The following is a 22477-nucleotide window of genomic DNA, read 5'->3' as shown; positions in this document are numbered from 1 at the left end:
CAGTGATTCGTAAGTTTATAGAATTTGCTATAGAAAAACCACTTTTAAATCATATACTATTACTCTTTATTTTTATGCTCTCCATTTTTGCGTATATCAATATACCCAAAGAGATTTTCCCTCCGATGAATATGGATAAAATAACCATAAAAGGCGGTTATGCCGGAACATCGGCTGATATTTTGGACAAAATGGTTGTGCAGAGTATTGAAAATGATTTGCAGAATATTGATGCACTTGAAGATATAAAAAGCAGTATCAAAAACGGTTCATTCAGTATCAGTGCAGACATTAAGAACGGTTCGGACAATATTACAGTACTCAATGATGTCAAAGATGTGGTGAGCAGTGTAAAAAAAGATTTGCCGGCGGATATGAATGAGCCTGTTGCCAAAATCAAAACACATGCATTTCCCCTTGTTCTTATAGCTCTCTCCGGTGATGTTCCTAAAGAAACACTGCTAAAACATGCAGATGAACTTAAAACAGAATTAAGCAAGTTTAAAGATTTGAGCGACATTACAATTCGTGGTGATGCCGATGAAGAGTTGGATATACAGCTTAATCCGCAAAAAATAAGAGCCTACGGACTCTCCTCAACACTGGTTGTCGCACAACTCTCCAAAATAAGTTCGATTTTTCCCATAGGCACTATCAAACAAAAAGCAAATCATCTTTATATTTCTACATACAACGGTGAAAAGACACAAAAGGCGGTTGAAAATACACTGATTGATGTTGGTGGAAAAAGAGTTAAAATCGGCGATATTGCAGAGGTTTCTTTCAAGTTGAGTGATGAGGTGGAACTCTCCCACTATAATGGGGTACGAAATATTTCAATAAATGTCACAAAGAGCAAAAACGGCAATGCCATTGCTTTGGTAAAAGAGATACGAGAACTTTTAAAAAAACAAGAAGCAAAACATCCTGATTTGGATTACAACATCTACACAGATACTTCTGTATGGATTAAAAACCGCCTCAATACCGTCTTTTCAAATATAATGTTTGGTTTGATGCTTGTTTTTTTGGCAATGCTGATTTTTATCAACAGAGGCATAGCCTTTGTTGTTGCACTCGGTATTCCTGTAAGTTTTATGATAGGGCTTATCGTGACAGAGATATTGGGAGACAGTCTTAATATGCTCTCTCTTCTGGGAGCACTGATTGCGCTTGGAATGCTCGTTGATGAGGCAATAGTTGTTGCTGAGAACATCTACAGACACCTTGAAGAGGGGATGGATAGAAAAGAAGCGGTCATAACAGGTGCGGCAGAGATGTTTCCTGCCGTACTTACGGCAACGCTTACAACAGTTTTCGCATTTTTACCTATGCTCTTGATGACAGGTGAAATGGGAATGTTTATTAAGATAATTCCTATAATGATAACGGTCCTTTTACTCTCTTCACTCTTTGAAGCTTTTTATTTTCTTCCTTTGCATGCACATGACTTTTTGAAAGTCTCCAAAGAAGGGAGTTTTACAAAACGATTTTGGCAGAAAATGCATGACTGGTACAGTACAGCCCTGCATTTTCTTTTTAGAAGAAAGTTTCTCTCTTTGAGTGTTATTGTTGTGAGCATTGTTTTACTTGAATTTGTAATGATTAAAAATGCAAAATTTCAGCTTTTTCCGGATTTTGACAATACTCAAATATATGTCTACGGAAAGGTCAATATTAACAATGAACTCAAAGATACGGAAAAAATTGTAACAAAACTGGAGAATATCATCCTTAAAAACATAAATAATGAAGATGTCTCCTCTGTAACTTCTGTTATCGGTTTTAAAATGGATGCCAAAAACAGAGCCGAACTCGGTGAAAATATGTTTCATATATTTATAGATTTACATGAGCGCGCGCCTGAGAATTTTTTTGATACATACATCAGTCCTTATCTCTCTATAGAATACAACCCTGGAGTACAAACACGTAAAAAAGATGCAAAAGAGATAGCAAAAGAGATTAAAAAAGTATTGAAAAATCAAAAATCAGCTTTTGAAGAACTTGTTGTGAAAGTTCCTGGTGCAGGAGTGATAGCACATGATGTCGAAATTGGTTTGAGTACAAAAAATGCCAAAAGTGTTGTACCTTATCTGAAAATTCTTGAAAAAGAACTCGCAGGTATCAAGGGTGTTTACAATATAGCAGATGATGCAACGCTCGGTGAGAAAGAATTAAAGTTACATGTAAACAGATATGGTCAGGAACTGGGCTTTACCGAACAGGATGTTTCAAATGAACTGCGGGCATATTATCTTAAAGGGGAATACGGAAAACTTTTTAATGACCAGGGCTTGGTGCGTATACGACTTGACAGCAATGTAAATAAAGAGATACGTTCCATACATACAATTGAGTTGCAGGTTCCGGGATCAGACAAATATGTTGCCTTAAAAGAGATATGTGATTTTGAGTACATACAAAGCTTTGTAACGCTTAAAAAAGAAAACGGCAAAAGAGTACGCAGTGTTTATGCTTCTACAGACAAAAAAATTATAACATCATCCGAACTCATGAAAAAACTTCAACCGACACTGCAAAAGTTTAAAAAAGAGGGCATTACTGTGGATATCAAAGGAGAAGAAAAAGAGAATAACAAAAACAAAAGAGAGATGATGCAGTCGGCGCTTATAGCAATATTTTTAATTTTTATTACTTTGGTGTGGCTCTTTGATTCTATAAGAAAATCTTTAATTGTTATCAGTACAATTCCTCTTGTACTTCTGGGTGTTTATGTGGGACACTGGATAATGGGGCTAAATCTGACTATGCCGGGACTCATAGGTATAGTAGGGCTTGCAGGTGTTGTTGTCAATGACGGGCTTATCATGGTAGATTTTATAAAAAATGCCAAAAATACAGAAGATCTGATGAAAAGAGCGCAAACACGACTCAGACCGATTCTTTTGACATCGCTGACAACCGTACTAGGGCTTTTAACACTTATATTTTTTGCATCAGGTCAGGCAAAAATACTCCAACCGATGGCAATATCTTTGGGGTATGGTATCGCATGGGCGACAGTGTTAAATCTGTTGTATGTCCCCTTGCTTTATGCTGTTGTATATAAAATCAAACCACCTCAAGCAAACAAAGGATAAAAATGAATTTAGAAATAAGTCAGGCGCAGTTTGGTGTAAGACCACCGGTGACAAAACCAATACCGGAGTTTTTGCTGGAAGTAGGGGAGGAAGGCATCAGGGAACTGATTTCCAAACACTATGATGCAATAAAACAGAGTGATATTTCTCATCTTTTTCCTCAGGATGATGCAGAATTTGAAAAAGCAAAAGTGAATTCGGCAGATTTTTTCATTCAAATATGCGGAGGACCGAAGTATTTTAATCAAAACAGAGGGGCACCGCAAATGGTAGGTCGTCACGCACCGTTTCGCATTGATGCAAAAGCACGTCAAACATGGCTGGAACTCTATAAGCCGCTCATTGAAGAGCTAAAAGAAAAAGGGGTGACAGAAACATCACTGTACTCATTTTGGAGATATTTGGATATATTTTCCATCTGGATGATAAATACGCAGTAGTAACCGAATAATAAGGATTATATAAGGAAGCTCCTTGTATAATTCCGACCTACCAACAATAAGTGGGTTCTTAGCTCAGTTGGTTAGAGCTCTCGGCTCATAACCGAGCGGTCGAGTGTTCGAGTCACTCAGAACCCACCACTTACAAACCCCCTAAACAACGAACTTTAAATTTGAATTGGTGTATTGTTTTTTCAACAAAATTTTTCAACACTCTTGGAACTATTTTTTTATGCTCTGTCAATTTTTATTTTTTGGTTGAAATAGATTAGCAGGTTATCAGTTAACCCTACCTTTCAACTTACTTTTAAAAAATTGCACTTGATATTAGAATTGGCGGGTTAAAATAAGGGGCAAACATAACATTTTTTGTTCCCTCTTTTGTTTATAACTAATCCGCTGTTGGCAATCCGAATTTCTGAGTAATCAATTCTCCTTCTTCATTAAAAAAAAGATAATAAAGTAAATCTTTCTTTACATGTAAACCCGCCAAGAATCTCAAAGCAAGGTTTGCCTGCAGAGATGCTATGTGCATCACAATCGGTGCTGCAATACCTGCGGGTGTTTTTTGTACAATTTTAAAGGCGTCATTAAAAGATGATTTGTCAAAAAAACAGACCTGTCCGTGAAATGCTTCTACACTTCCATAAATCCAGGGTGTATTGACTTTTTTTGCATACGTGTTAATATCCCCGCGTGTAGGAAGATTATCTGTGGCATCTAAAATGAGATCCACTGTAATGTTTTTTTTGCTCCACTCTTCAAAATTACACTCATGGGAAACAGCTTTTGTGAAGGGACATCGCTGTTGTATAATTTCAGCATTTATTTTTGCCTTGTTCTTCCCTTCATCTCCTAGTTTAAAAGCGATTTGTCTATGAATGTTATGCAGACTGACTTCATCAAAATCTATAATGTGGATTTCTCCGATTCCTGTTGATCCCAAAGCAAAGGCAAGCGAAGAACCAAGCCCTCCTGCTCCAACAATTGCTATTTTTTTTGTTTGAAGATTTTTTTGTGTCTCTTCTCCCCAAAGTTGCACCTGTCTGTGAAAATACTCCATCATTATAAATCCTTTTTTGTAAGTTTTAATGCTCTCTTGCTGATAGCTTCTTTAAATCCCCATGTGCGACGAGAGCGCACTACCTCTGTATGACTCATATCAACTATCATTAACTCTTCAGTATTTCCCAAATGGTTTAAAACTTCCGCATTCGGGGATGCCAATATAGAATCACCGTAAAATTTCCATACAAACTCTTTGTCCTGATACTCACCGATTCTGTTGGCTCTGAGTATATACATATTGTGTGTAAATGCTCTTGTGAGTATTAATGCTTTCCATCTCTCATAAGAGTCAAAAGTTGAAACGCTCGGTACAAGCAAACAGTCTATGTTTTTATTTCTAAGTTTAGCAAAAAATTCATCAAAATGAAGTTCAAATCCGTTCATTACCGCAAATTTGAAGCCGTCAATTTTAAAAACCATAGGGGAGAGCAGTGGTGCAAGTGCATTTGCAAAGAATTTTTCTTCATTCCAGTGGGCATAGTTAATAAGGATTTGCTGATTGTAGTAAGAGGCAGATGTTGGAGAAAACTTTGCAATGCATTTGTAAATTTTATCTTTTTTGACAATAACCAAGGGAGCGATTATTGTTATACTGTATGTTAAAGAGAGTTCTTTGAGGATTTTAATCTGATGGAGTGCCTGCTCTTTTATCATAGAGACAGACATCTGTTCGAGTTCTTTGAAAAATGGATTGAGAACGTATTCACCAAGAAGTAGGACTTTGACGCCTTTTTTACTGGCTACCCGAATATAGTTATAAAGTTTTGTAGAACTCATTCCCTGTGCATTGAGCTGTAAAACTGCCGCTCTCATTGCGTAGTTTTTAAATTTTGAATTTTGATTTGAGCTTCTTCAAGCATTTTTTGTGCTTCGGCTAACTCTTTCATGCCTTTTTCATAGGCTTTTACACTCTCTTCAAGTGTAATCTCGGGGCTCATAAGTGTTTCTAAAATTTCTTTGGCATTTTGGAGTTTTTTTTCAAATTTTTCTTTAGCCATTGAGTGCATCCTTTACATTGTTTTCAAATTTATCAAGCTCTACCAAAAATGCGTCATGACCATAGTTGCTGTCAATATCTATATAATCATGATTTCTGTTTCCTATTTTTTTGAGTATCTGTGCCATTTCTTGCATTTCAGTGTTTTTAAACAGCAGATCATTTTTAAAACTTATCAGATACAGAGCAGAGGTTATTCTTTTAAGTGCTTCATCCAGCGAGTCAAATCCTCGAGACAGGTCATATATGTTAATGGCTTTTGTGATATAAAGATAAGACAAGGGATCAAACCATTTTGTAAAATTGTACCCGTTGTATTCCAGATAAGACTCTACCTGAAACTTTCCAAAAAGCTCATACAGCCCATCTGTGAGTTTATACTCTCTGCCAAATTTTTCACGCATTGATTCTGGAGACAAAAAGCTGATATGCCCCGCCATACGACCGACTGCCATCCCGGAGAGTCCCTGTTCTTTGAGAAGATTCGGATCATAATATCCCTGTTTGAAATCAGGATCATTGAGAATGGATTCCTGCGCAACTTTGTTAAAAGCTATTGCCCATGGCTGTGTTGCATGTGTTGTTGCCATTGCAATAATTTTGTTGGCAAAGTTTGGATAGTGTATGGCAAACTGCAGTGCCTGCATACCGCCCATGGAACCGCCGATTATTGCATGTACTCTGTGAATATCGAGCCTGTCAAACAAAATACGCTGTGCTTTTACCATGTCTTTTATGCTGACAACCGGAAATTTGTAACGGTAGGGTTCGTGATGGGGGTACTGCATGCTCATAGGACCTGTGGAACCAAAACAGCTGCCTATGACATTTGAGCATATTACAAAATATCTGTCAGTATCAATGGCTTTTCCCGGACCGATAAAGCCATCCCACCAGCCGGGTTTTGCATCATCTTCATACAGTCCTGCAGCATGATGTGAACCGGTAAGTGCGTGACAGACAACCACTACATTGCTCTTCTCTTCATTAAGTGTGCCATAGGTTTCATAAATAATATCATACGGTTCTAAAATACGCCCGCTTTCAAGATAAAGCGGGTTTGTAAAATGTTCTGTATGCGTTTGCAGGTTTAAAGACAAGGTGATTGCTCTCCGAAAATTAGTAACAGTATTTTAGCAAAAGAGTCTTAATTATGCTTCAAGTGCCTCTTTCATATCTTCAATTAAATCTTTTGGACTCTCCAAACCACAGGAAATTCTAATCAGACCTTCAGGAACACCACAGGCAAGCAGTTCTTCATGTGAGAGTTGCTGGTGTGTTGTCGAAGCAGGGTGCGTAATAATCGATTTTGAATCACCGATATTGACAACAAGTGAATAGAGTTTTGTGGCATTGACAATTTTTGTTGCTTCATCAAAATTTTCAACCTCAAAACTGAGCAGTCCACTGCACAAACCGTCTTGAAAGTATTTTTGGGCATTCTTATAGTTAGGATTACTTTTTAAGCCAGGGTAGTTTACTTTTTTTACTTTAGGATGTGATTCTAAAAATTCTGCCAGTAAAAGTGCATTTTTTGAATGTTCTCTCATGCGTAAGGGGAGTGTTTCCATTCCTTGAATAAAGAGCCATGAATTAAACGGAGAGACAACAGCACCCAAATCACGCAAAAGGGAAAGACGGGCGCGAAGTGTGTAGGGAGGAAGCCCGACATCTGTGTAGACAAGTCCGTGGTACGAGGCATCAGGTTCATTAAAATGAGCATATCTCGGATTGTCTTTGAGTTTTTCTGCAAGATTCTTTCTCTCAACCATGATTCCGCCTATGGCAAGCCCCTGACCTGTAGTATATTTACTGGCACTGTGTACAGTAATATCTGCTCCAAACTCAAAAGGACGGCACAAAGCAGGGGTTGCAACTGTATTGTCAACAACAGTTAAAATATTATATTTGTCTGCAATGGAGGTAATTGCCTCTATATCCGCAACATCAATACTCGGATTAGTCAATGATTCAAAAAAGACTATTTTTGTATTTTCATCAATAAGTGCTTCTATCTCTTTGGGTTGATGCACATCAAAAAATCTGGCTTCTATGCCAAAACGTTTGAGTGTATGCGTGCTGAGCGTCAAGCTTCCTCCATAAAGCTGTTTGGCACAAATAATATTGTCTCCCGCCTGAGCTGCATTGGCAATTGCAAAAAAGATTGCACTCATACCGCTTGCTGTAGCAATGGCTGCTTCACCCTCTTCAAGTGCTGCAAAACGTTTTTCAAAAACATCCGTTGTAGGATTGTTAAGACGTGTGTATATGTTGCCGAGTTCTTTTAATGAAAAAAGATTCGCAGCATGTTCTACATCACGAAACTCATAGGCAGTTGTCTGATAAATCGGAACCGCCATAGTCCCTTGCGTATCTTTTTCATATCCGGCATGGAGTGCTAATGTTTGTATATCCACAGGTTATCCTTTGTCATTGAGTGTTTCATCTTTAATTTTTTGTAAAAATTCTAAAATATTTTCCTGGTAGGCCAAAGTGTCCGTATCATAAGTATACTGGAGTAGTCTGCGAAGTGAATCGATATCTATTTTATGTGCGTATCTGGGAATTATTTTCAACTCTTTTTGTATGTTTAAAACAAGTGCGTCAATATTTAAACCATTGTTGTCTTGTACTTTTTTGACAAGTTCTTTTGTTGAAAGCATCAGAAGATTTGCTCTGTCAGTATCTTCTTTGTAGAGATCCAGTCCAATATTTTTTATAAGGATATAGCTTTCCACTGTTGCTTCTTTATTGGCTGCAATTATCAGGGCAAAAATTTTTGCACGAAATTCCAATGAACCGTGATGGTGTACAAAGAGTTCGCGAAAAGCACTGAAAAAATGATGTTTTAATCTAAAACTGAGCCTCATTAATGTTCCTTGTGTCGTATTATACACCTAAAATGGTATAATTTCAAAAATAATCGGAATAAGGAATTTTTTTATGGGTAGAGCATTTGAATATAGAAAAGCATCAAAATTAAAAAGATGGGGAGCAATGTCCAAATTGTTCCCAAAACTTGGTAAAGTTATCACAATGGCGGCAAAAGAGGGTGGATGTGATCCTGATATGAATGCTAAGCTTAGAACTGCAATTTTAAATGCAAAAGCTGAAAATATGCCAAAAGACAATATTGATGCGGCTATAAAAAGGGCGACTGCCAAAGACAGTGCTGATATGAAAGAGGTAAATTTTGAGGGAAAAGCGCCTCACGGTGTACTGCTTTTTATTGAGTGTGCAACTGATAACAACACAAGAACAGTAGCAAATGTCAAAAGTATTTTAAATAAGAACGGTGGAGAAATGCTTACAAACGGTTCTTTGGAATTTATGTTTTCGAGAAAAGCTCTTTTTGAATTTCCACTTTCAGAAGATATGGATATAGAAGAACTGGAACTTGAACTTATAGATGCAGGGCTTGAAGAGATAGAAACAGAAGACGGAGTTGTTTTAGTGACAGCTGACTATACAAGTTTTGGTACGATGAATGAAGCACTGGAAAAAATGGGTGTAGAAATTACAAAAGCAACACTTGAGCGAATTGCAAATACTCCGATACAAATCAGCGAAGAAGAGCAGGCTGATGTAGATAAAATTTTAGAAAGACTCGAAGATGATGAGGATGTTCAAAAAGTTTATACCAATTTAGCGTAAAATATACTTTACATGTACTCTATAAAAGAAGAGTATGCAAATACTCTTGAAGTGAAGCAGTCAAAGTTTATTGCTTACCTGGTGCCATACGACAAATATGAAATGCTGCTTCATAAACTAAAAGAAGAACATCCTAAAGCACGGCATTTTGTAACGGCATACAGATACCTGAATAAGTATGATCAAACAGTTGAACACTCAAGTGATGACGGTGAACCTTCCGGAACATCGGGAAAACCCTCTCTGATGGTTTTGCAAGGACAGAAACTTATCAATACTGCCGTGATTGTCGTACGCTATTTTGGCGGTACAAAGTTAGGAACGGGCGGATTGGTCAGAGCATACAGTGATGCTGTGAATTTAGTAATTGAAAAAGCAGAGCTGTATGAGTATAAAAAAGAATTGACGCAAAAAATTGTTTTTGATTACAGTGATGTGCGCTTTATAGAGTATGAGTGCAAAGAGTTTGCTGTCACTGTTTCTCAAAAAGAGTTTGATGAAAAAGTCTCTTATACGGTTACAGCCAGTGAAGAAAATATGAAAAATTTTCTTTCCAAAACTGCCAGAGTAGCAACTGTTAGTGCGGTGTAGCTATCTTCTTCCCTGCACCGCATTGCCCATATCCCACATTGGCAAGAAAATACCAAGTGCCAGTAATATAACCATAGAAGCTATAATAAGCAGCATAATTGGTTCAATGGCTTCACTTAAACCGTCTATAATGGCATCAAATCGCATCTTATAGTATTCTGCAACTTTTTTAATCATCGTATCAAGGGTACCACTGTCTTCTCCGGCACGAATCATCTGAATAATCATATTTTCAAAAAGTCCTGTTTCCTCAAGTCCTTTATTCAGTGTTCCTCCTTTTTCTACAGTGCTGATGACTGATTGGAGTTTTCTTTTGAGAGGAAGATTGTCTACCATTGCTGTGGCGGTGTCAAGAGCTTCAGCTATTGGAATTCCGGCACGGATAAGTTCAGAAAATACAAGGGTAAATCTACTTAAAGTTGCAAATTTAATAATATTTTTTATGAGATAAACTCTCAGTAAAAATTTATGCCAACCGTATCTTATATGTTCATAATTGTTGATAAGATATTTGAATATTAAAAATGCTACAGCCAATCCGGCTAAAACATAGGGACCGAAGTTATTGAAAATATATTCAAGTTTTAAAAGAATAACTGTCGGCAGAGGCAGTTCGGCATGAAGTTCTTCAAATATAGCTTTAAACTGAGGGACAACGTAGGATATTAAAACTGTAAACGCTATAGCCATGGCAATCATGACATTTCGCGGGTATGCCATCGCTTTTTTAAACTTTACAACATTGGCCCGTATCTCTTCAAGCATATTTGCCAAAGAGTATAAGGCTTCATCCAGATTACCTGTTTTTTCTCCGAGTTCGACCATCGCAATTGTAAGATTTCCAAGTTCAAACCGGAAGTTCTGCATGGCAGATGAAATGGAGTGTCCTGCATTGATATCTTCTGCAATTTTTGAAAAAACACTCTTGAGGGCTTCGTCTGTTGTTGCATTTGCTATCTCTGTCAGAGAATCATGGATGGAAATACCGGCATTTGTCATAACAGCCAGTTGCCGGATAGCAGCAATAAGAGCATCAGGTTTGATTTTTCTTTTTTTTATATTTGATAAAAAATTTGTTTTAAATCTTTTAAGTTGTACTTCAAGAGGCTCCTGCGCTTCTGAAACCTTGATGATGATACCGGAAAATTTCAGTTTGGCATAACTGTTTGCTTCTTTTTTGTTTTCAGCATAGAGTCCAATCTCCTCTTTTTTTCCTTTTGTTAAAACAGTGGCTATAAAATACTTCATCCCTTGGCTACCTTTAATATCTCTTCTATGCTGGTTATTCCGTCAATTGCTTTTTGGATGCCATTTTGAAAGAGTCCGACAAATCCCTCTTTTTTTGCCTGTTCAAGCATCTGTTCTTTTGATGCACCTTTGGCAATCAAAGAAGAGAGTTCTTCTGAAATATTAAGTACTTCACAAATCATTTCTCTTCCCATATAGCCTGTATCTGAACACTCTTTACACCCTCTGCCTTTGTAAAAGATTGTCCCTTCAGGCACAACCCCGTCTATCTCTTCCAAAACGGATGCTGAAAGTGTGTCTTCTACTTTGCAGTGTCTGCATATCTTTCGTACAAGTCTTTGTGCCTGAATGGCTACAAGTGCACCACTGATGAGGTAGTGTTCTATTCCCATGTCGGCCATTCTGGGTATTGCACTGATTGCATCATTTGTATGAAGCGTAGATATAACCATATGACCGGTAAGTGCTGCTTTTATGGCAATTTCGAGAGTCTCCTGGTCTCGAATTTCACCAATCATAATCTTATCCGGATCTTGTCTTAAAATTGACCTGAGCGCATCAGCAAAACTCAAACCTACTTTTGCATTTACCTGTACCTGTTGAATAAGATTCATTCTGTACTCTACGGGGTCTTCAACAGTAATAACTTTGTCTTCAACATTTCTCAGCTCATTTAATGCACCATATAAAGTAGTTGTTTTACCACTTCCTGTAGGTCCTGTAACCAGAATAATTCCATAAGGAGTTTTGAGACCCTTGAGCAGTTTTTGATAGCTGTTGGCGTCCATCCCGGCATCTTCCAGTTTTACAAGCGCTTTTTGTTTGTCTAAAACACGCATAACAATTGATTCGCCATAAAGAATGGGCAGTGTTGATATACGAAAATCATACTCTTTTGCCCCTACAGAAGTTGAAAATCTGCCGTCTTGCGGCTTTCTTTTTTCAGCTATATCCAAATTTGCAAGCAGTTTGAGTCTTGATGCCAGAGGCGGATAGATGTCTTTTTCGAAAATAAACATTTCTGTGAGTTTTCCGTCAACACGTCCACGAACCACACAGTTTTTTTCAGTAGGTTCGATGTGGACATCACTTGCCCGTGCATTAATACATGTTTTTAAAACAACATCTATGAGTTGTAAAATAGAGGAGGCCTCTTGTTGCTCCTCAATAGAACTGATGGAATTTAGTTCATCACGTATTTTTTTGACCAGATCTTTAATACTGTCTTTGAGACTGATTTTATAGAGATAGGACACAATTTGTTTTTTTGTTGCCAAAGCAATTTTAAGAACTTTTCTTGGAAAGAGTCTTTGGACAGCTTCTTGTGCATCCATGTTTAAAGGATCACTAAAAGCGACAGTAACACTCAGATCATCCTGTGAAACAGGAATAGCATTATGTTTTTCAAGTTGGTTCAGAGGCGCTTTTTCAATGAGATTGTAATCCATATCAATCGAATCAAGATCAACAAAAAGAAGATTCAGCTCTTTTGCAAGCCTTTGCAGGACTGCTTTTTCTTCTATATAATCATAATTGTCTATAATGGAGAGATCATAAACACCTTCTCTTATTTGTTGCACAATAAATCTTACAAGACGATCCATAGTCATGAATCCGGAAAGTGTGATATCTCTGAGAATTAAATTTTCACTAATTCCTTTTGCCAGAAGCCTGTCAACCTGGCTTTTCATAATTGAGCCGTTGGCAAGTAAATCAGTTGTTATTCTATCCACAATAACTCCTACCAGTATATGTGACGTTTTAAAATTATTGTATCATAATATTCTTCAATAATCATCTTGCTTATTCTGTCATCTTTTGAAATATAGAGTTTATAGCTTAGTTTTTTATCTGTCGGATCATTGAACAGGTAAAAGGTTCTGGGTTTGTGTTTTCCAAGTTTTACATATAAATCAAAGACTTTTGACAATATATAATCTGTTGATGGCAAAACATATTGAGATAATTCATATCCGTCGATAAGGGCATGGTACAAAAGTTTCTTTTGCATCAAAATAACTGCAAAATAGGCTGAATTTGCACGAGCTTCTTTTGAAAACTTCAGCATTGTTATTGGTATTGACAATCTGTCTATATAGTCTGAATGTAAACAGCCAAATGCATATAAACTGACAAACTCTTCATCTTTTTTATATCTTTGAAAATTGTTAAAACCTATGGTGCAGACCTCTTCATATTTTTTATTTTGATATAGAGTAAATAAATTTTGTTTTATATTATAGGCATAAAGGTTACATGTAACCATGATTAGCAGTAGTAATTTCATCTGAATTTTCCTGATTTGATTTCATTTAAGAGAATTTCGGCATTACTTGAGTGTGAAACTTTTATATATTCCTGCAGTGTATGGATTGCTTTGTTTTTTTGGTGAAGCTGCATAAGAGATTTTGCAAAAACAATCCAGCTTGCCTCAATATTGGAATTAATCTGATTTGTAATCAGTGCATAATTATATGCCTGTTTGTAGTTGCCAAGTTCATAATATTTTTTTGCGACAAAAAGACTCAAAGCAGGGTTCTTGTTCTTTTTAAAACGCTTGATAATTTCAAAAATATCATTTTGGGTCTCTTTTCTTTGGATAGTGATACTGATTTTTTTCTCTTTTTTTATTGAAGGCGATTTGACTGAGATATCTTGAACAGCCTCTGTAACTTTTCTTTCTTTGAAATGCTTGTGCTTTGTTTGTTTATATCTGTATTGTGGTTGTCTTACTTCATGTTGAATGTTTTTCATAAAATTCATTGATGGCTTGAGTGTTTGGAAAGAGGTTTCTTTTGTTTTGTCTGCGACAACTGTTTTAGGTTGTGCTGTTACTGGTTTTGGCTGTACAGCCATTGGCGCAGGTTGTTTTTTTACCGGCTTGACTTTTACTGCTGCCGGTTGGTTTTTTGGCGGAAGAATTGATTTTTGAACTGTTTTTTTTGCTGTTACAGGCTTTTTTTGTGATACAGCTTTACTGTTGGCTGTATAAAAGTAGTAAACAGCCGGAACAATCGCGAACACAACAATACTGACAATGAAGTAAGGTAAAAATGATTTTATTTTATAGATTTTCCAACGTTTCTCCAAATCACGAATATTAAGCATTGATAAGTCCTGTGTGTATGGCAGCCATTTCAATAAATTTGTTGGGAATATGTGTAGTACTTAATGAATAATGACTGTTTTGTTCATAAGTATGATAAATGTCAAAAAGAGTATAAAGCAGTTTATTGGTATCTCTGTAATTCCCCTGTGTAAGTTTGTAGATATTATTTACTGTTTTAGTGTGAAACATATTTGCTGTATCAAAACAGTTTGCTTTCATAAGTTTTTTTTGTATATAAATCTTGAGTTCTGCTTTTGATGCATTTTCAAGTTCAAAAGTTTCCCAGATTCTTGTTTGAAAATGCTCTTTTGCGATGAGATCTTCTTTTTCTGTTTTGTGCAGGGTTATAACAAATTTAATACATCTTGTGTCTGATAAAAGTCTTATTTTTTCCATTAAAACTTCAGAATAGAGCTGTGCTTCATCAAGTAAAACAATTGGTACCTTCTCAACAGCTCTCTCTTTTACAATTTTCATAAACTGCGTTAAGTTTAAGGTGTCATTATATTGGATGTTGAAAATATCCTGAGCGAGGACTTTATAAAATTCTGTTTCATCTAAAATAGGTGTTTCATAAAGATAGATATCGCACTCTTGCACTAAATCATCATAGAGTTTGCTCAGGAACATACTTTTTCCGGTTCCCGGTTTTCCAAAAAGAAGTACCATCTTTAATGGTTTGGATATAGAGTTTTTTAAGGATTTATAGATTGTGGAAACTCTGTCTAGTTGTATATAGTCCTTGGCATTGACTGTATCTAAGAAAACATTTTTTGAATTTGCAAAGATACTCTCCATATGTTATTTACCTTCTTCCTTGTCATCAGTCTGATTCAGTTTTATCTCTTTTTTCTTTTTTGAGGCCATTTCCAGTGTAAGTAATTCGTCGCTCAGTCCCTCATAACCTAAATCACTTAAAGAGATTGAATCTTTTTCTTTATGGATAATATGCGGTTCAATAATTATGACAAGTTCTTCAACTGTTTTTACCATTTCTTCATGTTTAAATAAATTACCAAGGAACGGAATACTGCCTAAGATTGGAACCTGATTTGAATTATTTGTGTTTTTGGAATTTATAAGTCCGCCCAAAATAATTCTGTTGCCGTCTTTGACAGTTACAACAGAAGAGAGTTGACGGCGGTTTAAATCCGGCGGCATATCTCTTCCTGTATTTGGTGTTTGGGAGATATCTGTTGTTGTTTCTGAGAGAGAGGGGTTTATTCTCAGAGTGATTGTTTTGTCATCAGAAATTTCCGGAGTAATTGTTAAAAGAACGCCGGCAAAGACAGAATTGACCAAATCGGTTTGGGTTGTAGCAGCGACTCCGCCGCCTGTTCCCTGTTGGTTGGTTGATGAGAGGATTTTATAAAAATACTCTGTCCCTGCTGTAATAAGTGCCGGTTGGTTGTTTAAAGTAAGAACTTTCGGATTCGATATGGAAGTAACATCTCCCTGTGTTTTTAAAAATTTGATAACCTCTGTCAGTTGTCCGCCGGCACTCATAGTAAAAAGTTGTGATGCACCCGCGCCTGTAGCAGCGGTATCTGTGATAATTCCATTGGCAGGTATTGTTGTACCGATATTGTTATAGTTTGCTGTACTTGCAGAGAGTTTGACATTTTGCAGAGCATACAGCTGTTTCCAGTCTATACCTGTTGTTTTTCCCTTGCTCATGGTAACGGAGAGCAGTTGTACATCAATCAGTACCTGGAGTTTTACCTTGTCTTGTAGTTTTTTTAGATAATTTTCAAAACGTTTGAGCTGTTTATCTGTAGCTGTTACAGTTATCAGACCTGCATTTTTGTTTATAATTGGAGGCGTTGCTTTGTAGATGTCATTTGGACGGTTGAGAATACTCTGAAACTCTGTATCAAGTTGCTCCCAAAATTTAACTTCATCAGAACTTTCGATTTTTACACCTGTATCTGATGTAGAATTGCCTCCGCCGGTTCCTGAGTTTCCACCGGCACCTCTTTGAGAATTGGAAGATCTGCCGCCGCCACCGCCAGCTCCTCCTCCCTGTTGTTGTGCATTTGAGGAAGAACTGAGCGTGACATCTGTACTGCCTGTGCTTTTTCTTTGTGAAAGAATATAGTCTATGTTGAAAACTTTTGTTGTTAAATAGGATATTTTTAAAAGGTTGTTTTCAAGAGTATAGGAAAGGTTATGCTGTGTCAATATAATATCTAACACTTCATCAATCGTTAAATTCTTTAAGTTTGTTTTATTCAGTTTGGTTTTCAGGAATTGTTCGGCATGAGGATCAGTTACTATGATACTGAAACCACATTCATCACTCAATTGTTCTACAAAGTCAATGATTTTGGTATTTTTTGCAGAACTGATACTAAAAAGCTCATAAGAACAATCTGCAAAGCTGGTTGTTGAAAGCATCGCGGTCATTATTGTTGCATAAACCGATGTTTGTATAAATTTCATTTGAGATCCCTACTTATTATAGATTTTTATTTTTTTACTTTTACTTTTTGTTGAAAGCAGAAGTTTTTTATTTTTTCGAACTAATAGAACAGAATTTCTACCAACGTTAATCAATTTATAACCATAAATATATTTACCCTGTTTATACCATTTTCCATTAATCATTGCTGATTTGTTCAAGATGGCATCAAGCCTGAAATGCACAGTGCTGTGTTGCGTGACTTTTTTGTAGTTTGCATGCGCACCAAATACTGTTTTTTTGGTTATTTTGTTTTTTTTGGAATCATTTTTCTTGTGTAAAAAAATAAAAGGATCTTTTATCCTTGCAATCTCTTTTTCAGAAACTCCGATTCTTGGTGGTTTAATGGCTTCAATCTGCTCATCAACCCATGCCAGATTGTTGGAAAAAAGTTGCGAAGTCAGAAGGAGCATTAAAATCAAGTAGAATTTTTTCATTAGTATGTAATCCCCCATACAGATATATTTAAATCAGAAATCAACGCCTGATCAGCTTTTATATCAAAGTTGTGGATATCAACGACCAGTTCACTCTGTTCTAATGAATTGATAAACTTCAAGGTGTTTTTATAATTCGCAGTTGATTCAATTGTAATATCGAGTATGTGCCCAAAAGAACTCTCATTTTTTGCATATTTGTTTGTCAGAGTAAGCAGTTTGACATTATATCTTTGTGCATTAGTCGCTATGGAATCAAGATATTCACCCCATGCCCGTTCATCATATATTAAAGATGAAATAGTTTCAATTTTACTTTTTATATAAGAGTTGGTATCTTTTATGACAATTATCTCATTGTTTATGTTCCTGATTTCTTTTTCAAGCTGTAGAATTTTTGATTCTGGATTATGCTGCAGAAATGTTTTATCGGCATTTATCTTTGTCTGGAGATTTTGTACACTGGCTCTTGTCTGTGTGAATTTGTCAAAGGAACTGTCCCAGAACAGAAGGTATGCAAAGGTAAAAATGATACCGACAACCATCAGGTAAGTCATATAGATGTCTTTTTGGGTTTTGTTTTTAAAAGCTGCATCTATTCTATGGAGATAGTCTTCAAGATTTATTTTCATAATATACGCACCTTTAATTCACTGAAGTATTTATTTGTTTTTTCATCAAAGACAATCTCTTCAAGGATAAACTTGTATTTTCCTTCATAAATCTTAGTGAGATATTCAACAAGTTGTGTAATCTTTCTGTCATTATTGGCAACTAAATAAAAAGTCAGTGTTTTTGTTTTATTATCTTCTGCATACTTTGCTTCTTCAATCTTTACACCATACTTGTTTAAGTTTTTAGTGAACATTGTCAAAAGTTTTGCTTTCATGGGATAATCAACTTTTACTTCATGAATTTTCATAAGAGTGTTTTTTTTCTCAGAGTATTCTGTTTTTTCTTTGGCAAGCAATTTCAATGATTTTTCTTTGTCTGCTTTCCTGTTTTTAATAGTGGCTTCTCTGGTTATTTTGATATTATGAATCTCTTTATATTTTTGTTTGAGCAGATCTTCTTGCAGAGTCTGTGCATACGTAAGTATCCAGTATGTTATAGGGTACGCAAACGCAAGAGCAAAGGAAGCAAATATTAAAATTATAAGTTTGCCGCTTTCTCGTTTGATGAATTTCGGCGGTCGTCTGTAATCAGTAAAATTACATTCATATATTTCATCTTTGGGCAGTGTTGTATAAATATGCATAAGTGCATGAAGCTGATCAACATATTCATCTTCGGTCTCAAAACCGTAATCAAATTCAAATTCACTTGACTTTATGTTTAACTCAACTTCCAGCATTTCATAAAGTTTTGTTACAGTGGGAAGCTGTGCTCCTATATATACATGCTCAAATTTTTCAATATCAAATGCTCTTTTTGCATAGGTGAGAATATCATTGATATTTGCAAACAATTCTTTATAAAGACGAATAAAAAATTCTTTGTAATCGCTTGTAGTTTCTTTAAGATTTTCTTTTGAAAAAAAGTATATAAATTCGTTATATTCAATTCTCTCACCATACAGTTCACAAAAACGCTCATGCATTTCTACAAGAGAATATTTTAAAGATTTGGTATAAACAAATTCCTTGTTGCCGTAAATAGTCAAAAATGCATCATTTTCCTGAATATATATAAAACAGTGTACACCGTTACTGTCGATGAGTTCTTTTGTATAAAGTGATTTGATTAAAAGAGGCGAAGGAATGATGACATCAATATATTTTACTTTTTCAATAATTTTTATAAAAGTATTGGTTATGTCCAAAGGGTCTACGATAAAGACATGAAAATATCTGTTTTCTTCATCTAATGTGTCAAATGATTCTATGTACCGAATTTTATACTCAACTGCCTGATCAAGGGCCAGTTCATCATATGCTTTGTTACTGATAGCATCAAACAAATCTTCCTCAGGAATATTTTTACTGATTGCAATCTGGGCAGTTATAAATTCTTTTGTACTGATATATGAAATTACAAACTGATCTTTTGAAAATTTTGGACTTGTTGTTTCTGTGATGAAACTTGATATTCCACTAAAGTATGTCTCTTTGTATGGATTAATTGATAATACACTTGAAAAAGAGTGCTGTGTTGATGTATTCATTAACTATAATCCTATTTAAAATGAACCAATAACATGGAACAAAATTCATCATTTTTGTAAAACTCAATCCTGTATGTTTTGTTATTGTTATCAACTGAATAGTGTTTGTTTAACTCTTTTAAAGATATATTTATCTGACTCTCATCTACTCTGTTTTTTTTATAATAACCTATAACATTCACACGGTGTTTTTTACTCTTGACGATTTTAAAATCGTCACTTACATAAAATTCTGAAGCTTTTGGCAAAGAAACTTCGTTATTGTCTATAACAATTGTGTATTTTTCGGGACAATAATCCGACATTTTAAAATATTGGGGTTTGAGTGTAGTTACTAACTTATTCCCGATATATATCAAATATCTGCCTTGTTTTCTTTTTACTTCTCCCAACGGATGGGAGAAATAAAACTCATTACTTTTTGATTTTATCGGAATATAGCTTAAAGAGTTTTTTATATCATTCAAATTTAACAAAATATTGTGATTTATTACTAATGTTCCATAGTTTTTTATTATATTCGTGATTTGTGCTGCATTTAATTCAAAGTCGCGTTTGTAGGTGATTCCCATTATTTTCATATATTCTTCTATTGCCAGGAGTTGATAAAAGACTTTTTGGGACAAGCTGGAGAGATTTTTACTTGTCTCAATGGCAAATGCCGGCTTGTCATTTGTAACAGCAAAGTAGGTTAGAGAAAGCTGCATTGCCTCATCTTCATACTTTGTATTGGTGTTTTTTACATTGAAACTGTGATGCTTTTTCAGGAGTTTTTTATTGATATTGTTTTTGACTGTTTCTGCAATAGTGTTTAAATCACCAAAAAGCTGTTTTTGTTGGAGCCGGCATTGGTCAATAACACAGGTCTGTCCCCAGGCATTCGGATTAAATATACTGCCTTGGTTCTGCTTACGGTAAAAACCATGTCCGTCGTGTAAATTTAAGACTAAAGAAACTTTTTTTGAAAGTATTATTTTTTTGACTTCTTGGATGATTTTTCTGTCTTTGTCATCTTTTTTGATATGTGAAAACTTACGATTCATATCACCATGAATGCCACGTTTGTTAGCCATAATACTTTCTTTGTTCAAGTTTGGAATAATCCATAAATTCTTAGATGTTACAGTGTAGTGTGTGGCCAATATTGAAGCTGCAAAATATCCGCCGGGTTCATTACCGTGAATTCCGCCTATAACTAAAAGAGTGGTGTTTGAATCACTGTTTTCTTTTTTGATAAGCTGAATATTTGCATTGAGAACAGATGAAAAAAGAAGTGCCAGGCATATATTGAAAATCAGAGACATTTATTTCTCTGTTATAATGCTGAATTGATTGTTTTGTAAGCGTACAATTAATATCTTTTTTCCATGAAAAGAGAAACTGTCGGATTTGTACTCTTCGTTAAAGGTTATCTTATATAAGTTTTCAATATTGGGATATGCAATGATGTTTATATTGCGAAACAGTATGATTTTATTTTCATTTTTGCTAAAAACTCTTTGCTTGTATTGCTTGAATTTTTCAAGATTCATACCGTCAAATCTTTTAAATTCCTGTGCATAGAAGTGAAGATAATCTTCCAGATTATTATAAAGCCAGGAATAGCGCCATGCGTACAGATTGGATAAAAGCAGTGCCAGGGTCTCTTTTGATACAGTATGGTTGCTGCCTGTATCTTCTTTTATAATCAATACTGTTTTTTTGATATCAATATTTTTATTAAGACATTCTATGCTTTTGTTATTGATGGCAATACACCCTTTTGTAAATTCGTCTCTTTCCTGATTGCTTGGCAGTCCGTGAATCCAGATACCCTGTCCAGTTTTTCCTTTGTATCTGTCATAGAGGTTCGGATAGGAAGTCACAAATGCCATTGGACCGTAAAAAGAGTCAACTTTTGATAGCTTTTTTACAATATCATAAACTCCAACAGGTGTTTTAAGGTCGCCTTCTCTGGTTTTGTCTCCTTTGAATTTTCCCGTAAAAGCACTGTACTCTTTTCGCAGCCTGTATGTGTTGTTGCTGTCTCTGGAGTAAATTAACAGTTCTGATTTTGATTTGTCACACAGTAAAATATTTGTATAGGATTCAATATAGCCAAATTGGGTGTCTTTGTTTTTGAGAAACTCCTGCCAATAATTTTTATCACTAAGGCTTTTATCCAACTCTTTTTGAATATTTTTAATGCCATGCAGTCGATAGTTTGTTAAAATGTCATTGTTTGAAGCAAACACAGCAGTTGAAAAACAAAGTGTACAGATAATACTTATAACAAAAAAGTAAAACCTATTGCCCATGGTCATATCCTATCTCTTTGAGGAAATTTTTGTCTTTTGTCCAGCCTTTTTTGACTGTTACCTGAAGGTTCAAATAGGCTTTTTTCCCACTGAGTCTTTCGATTTTTTCTCGGGCAGATTTGCCTATTCGTTTGACGGATTCACCGCCTTTTCCGATAATGATTCCTTTTTGCGACTCTTTTTCTATAATTATTGTGGCATAAATTCTGTCAATTCCTGTTTCTTCTTCGATAGAGTCAATAATGACATCCGATTCATAAGGGACTTCATCACTGATGTTTTCAAAAATAGCTTCACGGATAAATCCTGCATAAATGTCACGAACAAGTTCACTTGTCAAATCCTCAGGATCATACAGATAAGGAGATTCCGGTAAGTTTTTTGCAATAGTGTCCAATAAGTCTTTATGACCTACCTTACGGGGAATTGCTACAGGAATAAGCGCTTCAAAGTGATCAGCATATTTATTGTAGGCACTAATCGATTTAAAAAGTTTTTCTTGCGAAACCTGATCTATTTTGCTTAAAACAATAATATGCTTCACCCGTCCGTTGTTAATTTTTAAAAATCTTTCATAATGTTCGGTAGAATCAGTCACCGGTGCAAGGTAGACGATTAAATCACAATCACCCATTGCTTTAAGGGCTTCATCAAGCATAAACTGATTGAGCATTTTTTCTTTTTCATGCAAACCGGGCGTGTCGACAAAAATAATCTGTGCATTTTCATGCATAACAATTGCATTTGAACGCTTTCTTGTTGCATTGGCTTTTTGACTTACCATTGCAATTTTTTCGCCCAAAAGGGAATTCATTAGGGTGCTTTTACCTGCATTCGGACGTCCAATCAAGGAAACGAAACCAGCTTTAGTCATTTTTACAAACCTTACTTATTTTTACAGACACAA

Annotated in this window: 22 protein-coding genes and 1 tRNA gene; 5 read left to right on the top strand and 18 right to left on the bottom strand. The window is 35.6% G+C overall.

What is annotated here, in order from left to right; translation table 11 throughout:
* Positions 1-2 precede the first annotated feature (2 nt).
* The 3 genes from MNY28_RS03960 to MNY28_RS03950 all read left to right on the top strand — a co-directional run bounded on the left by MNY28_RS03960 (position 3) and on the right by MNY28_RS03950 (position 3685).
* Positions 3-3104, top strand: a complete 3102-nt coding sequence (locus MNY28_RS03960; protein WP_346388976.1) for an efflux RND transporter permease subunit — start codon at positions 3-5, stop codon at positions 3102-3104.
* A gap of 2 nt (positions 3105-3106) precedes the next feature.
* Entirely contained in the window at positions 3107-3544 is a 438-nt protein-coding gene (locus tag MNY28_RS03955) for a globin (RefSeq protein WP_151899977.1), read from the top strand.
* A gap of 64 nt (positions 3545-3608) precedes the next feature.
* Positions 3609-3685 (top strand) — tRNA-Ile (locus MNY28_RS03950).
* Between the two features lie 250 nt (positions 3686-3935).
* Here the strand turns inward: MNY28_RS03950 and MNY28_RS03945 are convergent.
* The 6 genes from MNY28_RS03945 to MNY28_RS03920 are packed head-to-tail and all read right to left on the bottom strand — an operon-like array spanning position 3936 to position 8479.
* Positions 3936-4610, bottom strand: coding sequence for a ThiF family adenylyltransferase (locus MNY28_RS03945; protein WP_151899978.1), 675 nt, complete (start codon positions 4608-4610; stop codon positions 3936-3938).
* Positions 4610-5425, bottom strand: coding sequence for a carbon-nitrogen hydrolase family protein (locus MNY28_RS03940; protein WP_346388975.1), 816 nt, complete (start codon positions 5423-5425; stop codon positions 4610-4612). Before MNY28_RS03940 ends, MNY28_RS03945 begins: the two co-directional genes overlap by 1 nt.
* Positions 5422-5610 (bottom strand): exodeoxyribonuclease VII small subunit, encoded by a 189-nt coding sequence (gene xseB / locus MNY28_RS03935; protein WP_151899980.1) that lies wholly within the window; start codon positions 5608-5610, stop codon positions 5422-5424. Before xseB ends, MNY28_RS03940 begins: the two co-directional genes overlap by 4 nt.
* The gene (locus MNY28_RS03930; protein WP_151899981.1) at positions 5603-6709 is read right to left on the bottom strand and encodes a homoserine O-acetyltransferase; all 1107 of its coding nucleotides are present in this window, start codon (positions 6707-6709) and stop codon (positions 5603-5605) included. The genes xseB and MNY28_RS03930 overlap by 8 nt, the downstream gene beginning before the upstream one ends.
* A gap of 51 nt (positions 6710-6760) precedes the next feature.
* Complete coding sequence (locus tag MNY28_RS03925) at positions 6761-8026, bottom strand: O-acetylhomoserine aminocarboxypropyltransferase/cysteine synthase family protein (protein ID WP_346388974.1); 1266 nt, start codon at positions 8024-8026, stop codon at positions 6761-6763.
* Positions 8027-8029: 3 nt separating this feature from the next.
* On the bottom strand, positions 8030-8479 hold the full coding sequence (locus MNY28_RS03920) for a hypothetical protein (RefSeq protein WP_151899983.1): 450 nt from the start codon (positions 8477-8479) through the stop codon (positions 8030-8032).
* A gap of 73 nt (positions 8480-8552) precedes the next feature.
* On the opposite strand from MNY28_RS03920, the gene MNY28_RS03915 reads away from it, so the two are divergent.
* Together MNY28_RS03915 and MNY28_RS03910 are read left to right on the top strand one after the other, a co-directional pair.
* Positions 8553-9263, top strand: coding sequence for a YebC/PmpR family DNA-binding transcriptional regulator (locus tag MNY28_RS03915; protein ID WP_151899984.1), 711 nt, complete (start codon positions 8553-8555; stop codon positions 9261-9263).
* A gap of 12 nt (positions 9264-9275) precedes the next feature.
* The gene (locus tag MNY28_RS03910; protein ID WP_151899985.1) at positions 9276-9854 is read left to right on the top strand and encodes a YigZ family protein; all 579 of its coding nucleotides are present in this window, start codon (positions 9276-9278) and stop codon (positions 9852-9854) included.
* On the opposite strand, the gene MNY28_RS03905 is transcribed toward MNY28_RS03910, so the two are convergent.
* The 12 genes from MNY28_RS03905 to era are packed head-to-tail and all read right to left on the bottom strand — an operon-like array spanning position 9855 to position 22444.
* Positions 9855-11102, bottom strand: a complete 1248-nt coding sequence (locus tag MNY28_RS03905; protein ID WP_346388973.1) for a type II secretion system F family protein — start codon at positions 11100-11102, stop codon at positions 9855-9857. It abuts the gene before it with no gap.
* Entirely contained in the window at positions 11099-12835 is a 1737-nt protein-coding gene (locus MNY28_RS03900; RefSeq protein ID WP_346388972.1) for a GspE/PulE family protein, read from the bottom strand. The genes MNY28_RS03905 and MNY28_RS03900 overlap by 4 nt, the downstream gene beginning before the upstream one ends.
* Positions 12836-12843: 8 nt before the next feature.
* Positions 12844-13389 (bottom strand): hypothetical protein, encoded by a 546-nt coding sequence (locus MNY28_RS03895; protein ID WP_151899988.1) that lies wholly within the window; start codon positions 13387-13389, stop codon positions 12844-12846.
* Positions 13386-14210: a CDC27 family protein gene (locus MNY28_RS03890; RefSeq protein ID WP_346388971.1), complete on the bottom strand. Its 825-nt coding sequence runs from the start codon at positions 14208-14210 to the stop codon at positions 13386-13388. Before MNY28_RS03890 ends, MNY28_RS03895 begins: the two co-directional genes overlap by 4 nt.
* On the bottom strand, positions 14203-15009 hold the full coding sequence (locus MNY28_RS03885; protein ID WP_346388970.1) for an ATP-binding protein: 807 nt from the start codon (positions 15007-15009) through the stop codon (positions 14203-14205). Before MNY28_RS03885 ends, MNY28_RS03890 begins: the two co-directional genes overlap by 8 nt.
* Before the next feature lie 3 nt (positions 15010-15012).
* Complete coding sequence (mshL, locus tag MNY28_RS03880; protein WP_346388969.1) at positions 15013-16653, bottom strand: pilus (MSHA type) biogenesis protein MshL; 1641 nt, start codon at positions 16651-16653, stop codon at positions 15013-15015.
* Positions 16654-16662: 9 nt separating this feature from the next.
* Positions 16663-17109: a hypothetical protein gene (locus tag MNY28_RS03875; protein WP_346388968.1), complete on the bottom strand. Its 447-nt coding sequence runs from the start codon at positions 17107-17109 to the stop codon at positions 16663-16665.
* The gene (locus MNY28_RS03870; RefSeq protein WP_151899993.1) at positions 17109-17741 is read right to left on the bottom strand and encodes a hypothetical protein; all 633 of its coding nucleotides are present in this window, start codon (positions 17739-17741) and stop codon (positions 17109-17111) included. Before MNY28_RS03870 ends, MNY28_RS03875 begins: the two co-directional genes overlap by 1 nt.
* On the bottom strand, positions 17738-19273 hold the full coding sequence (locus MNY28_RS03865) for a hypothetical protein (RefSeq protein ID WP_346388967.1): 1536 nt from the start codon (positions 19271-19273) through the stop codon (positions 17738-17740). The genes MNY28_RS03870 and MNY28_RS03865 overlap by 4 nt, the downstream gene beginning before the upstream one ends.
* 11 nt (positions 19274-19284) lie before the next feature.
* The gene (locus MNY28_RS03860; protein ID WP_346388966.1) at positions 19285-20577 is read right to left on the bottom strand and encodes a M99 family carboxypeptidase catalytic domain-containing protein; all 1293 of its coding nucleotides are present in this window, start codon (positions 20575-20577) and stop codon (positions 19285-19287) included.
* Positions 20578-21576: a L,D-transpeptidase family protein gene (locus tag MNY28_RS03855; RefSeq protein WP_346388965.1), complete on the bottom strand. Its 999-nt coding sequence runs from the start codon at positions 21574-21576 to the stop codon at positions 20578-20580.
* On the bottom strand, positions 21560-22444 hold the full coding sequence (gene era / locus MNY28_RS03850; RefSeq protein ID WP_151899997.1) for a GTPase Era: 885 nt from the start codon (positions 22442-22444) through the stop codon (positions 21560-21562). The genes MNY28_RS03855 and era overlap by 17 nt, the downstream gene beginning before the upstream one ends.
* Positions 22445-22477: the final 33 nt, after the last annotated feature.

It is taken from the genome of Sulfurimonas sp. NWX367, assembly GCF_039667065.1.
Taxonomy (GTDB): domain Bacteria; phylum Campylobacterota; class Campylobacteria; order Campylobacterales; family Sulfurimonadaceae; genus Sulfurimonas; species Sulfurimonas hydrogeniphila.
This window is presented reverse-complemented; position numbering and strand designations above follow the sequence as displayed.

Bases quoted from the DNA above. Each gene is read 5' to 3' on its own strand.
- MNY28_RS03955 (WP_151899977.1), top strand. From the start codon at position 3,107: ATGAATTTAGAAATAAGTCAGGCGCAGTTTGGTGTAAGACCACCGGTG.
- MNY28_RS03945 (WP_151899978.1), bottom strand. From the start codon at position 4,610: ATGATGGAGTATTTTCACAGACAGGTGCAACTTTGGGGAGAAGAGACA.
- MNY28_RS03940 (WP_346388975.1), bottom strand. From the start codon at position 5,425: ATGAGAGCGGCAGTTTTACAGCTCAATGCACAGGGAATGAGTTCTACA.
- xseB (WP_151899980.1), bottom strand. From the start codon at position 5,610: ATGGCTAAAGAAAAATTTGAAAAAAAACTCCAAAATGCCAAAGAAATT.
- MNY28_RS03920 (WP_151899983.1), bottom strand. From the start codon at position 8,479: ATGAGGCTCAGTTTTAGATTAAAACATCATTTTTTCAGTGCTTTTCGC.
- MNY28_RS03915 (WP_151899984.1), top strand. From the start codon at position 8,553: ATGGGTAGAGCATTTGAATATAGAAAAGCATCAAAATTAAAAAGATGG.
- MNY28_RS03910 (WP_151899985.1), top strand. From the start codon at position 9,276: ATGTACTCTATAAAAGAAGAGTATGCAAATACTCTTGAAGTGAAGCAG.
- MNY28_RS03905 (WP_346388973.1), bottom strand. From the start codon at position 11,102: ATGAAGTATTTTATAGCCACTGTTTTAACAAAAGGAAAAAAAGAGGAG.
- MNY28_RS03895 (WP_151899988.1), bottom strand. From the start codon at position 13,389: ATGAAATTACTACTGCTAATCATGGTTACATGTAACCTTTATGCCTAT.
- MNY28_RS03890 (WP_346388971.1), bottom strand. From the start codon at position 14,210: ATGCTTAATATTCGTGATTTGGAGAAACGTTGGAAAATCTATAAAATA.
- MNY28_RS03885 (WP_346388970.1), bottom strand. From the start codon at position 15,009: ATGGAGAGTATCTTTGCAAATTCAAAAAATGTTTTCTTAGATACAGTC.
- mshL (WP_346388969.1), bottom strand. From the start codon at position 16,653: ATGAAATTTATACAAACATCGGTTTATGCAACAATAATGACCGCGATG.
- MNY28_RS03875 (WP_346388968.1), bottom strand. From the start codon at position 17,109: ATGAAAAAATTCTACTTGATTTTAATGCTCCTTCTGACTTCGCAACTT.
- MNY28_RS03870 (WP_151899993.1), bottom strand. From the start codon at position 17,741: ATGAAAATAAATCTTGAAGACTATCTCCATAGAATAGATGCAGCTTTT.
- MNY28_RS03865 (WP_346388967.1), bottom strand. From the start codon at position 19,273: ATGAATACATCAACACAGCACTCTTTTTCAAGTGTATTATCAATTAAT.
- MNY28_RS03860 (WP_346388966.1), bottom strand. From the start codon at position 20,577: ATGTCTCTGATTTTCAATATATGCCTGGCACTTCTTTTTTCATCTGTT.
- MNY28_RS03855 (WP_346388965.1), bottom strand. From the start codon at position 21,576: ATGACCATGGGCAATAGGTTTTACTTTTTTGTTATAAGTATTATCTGT.
- era (WP_151899997.1), bottom strand. From the start codon at position 22,444: ATGACTAAAGCTGGTTTCGTTTCCTTGATTGGACGTCCGAATGCAGGT.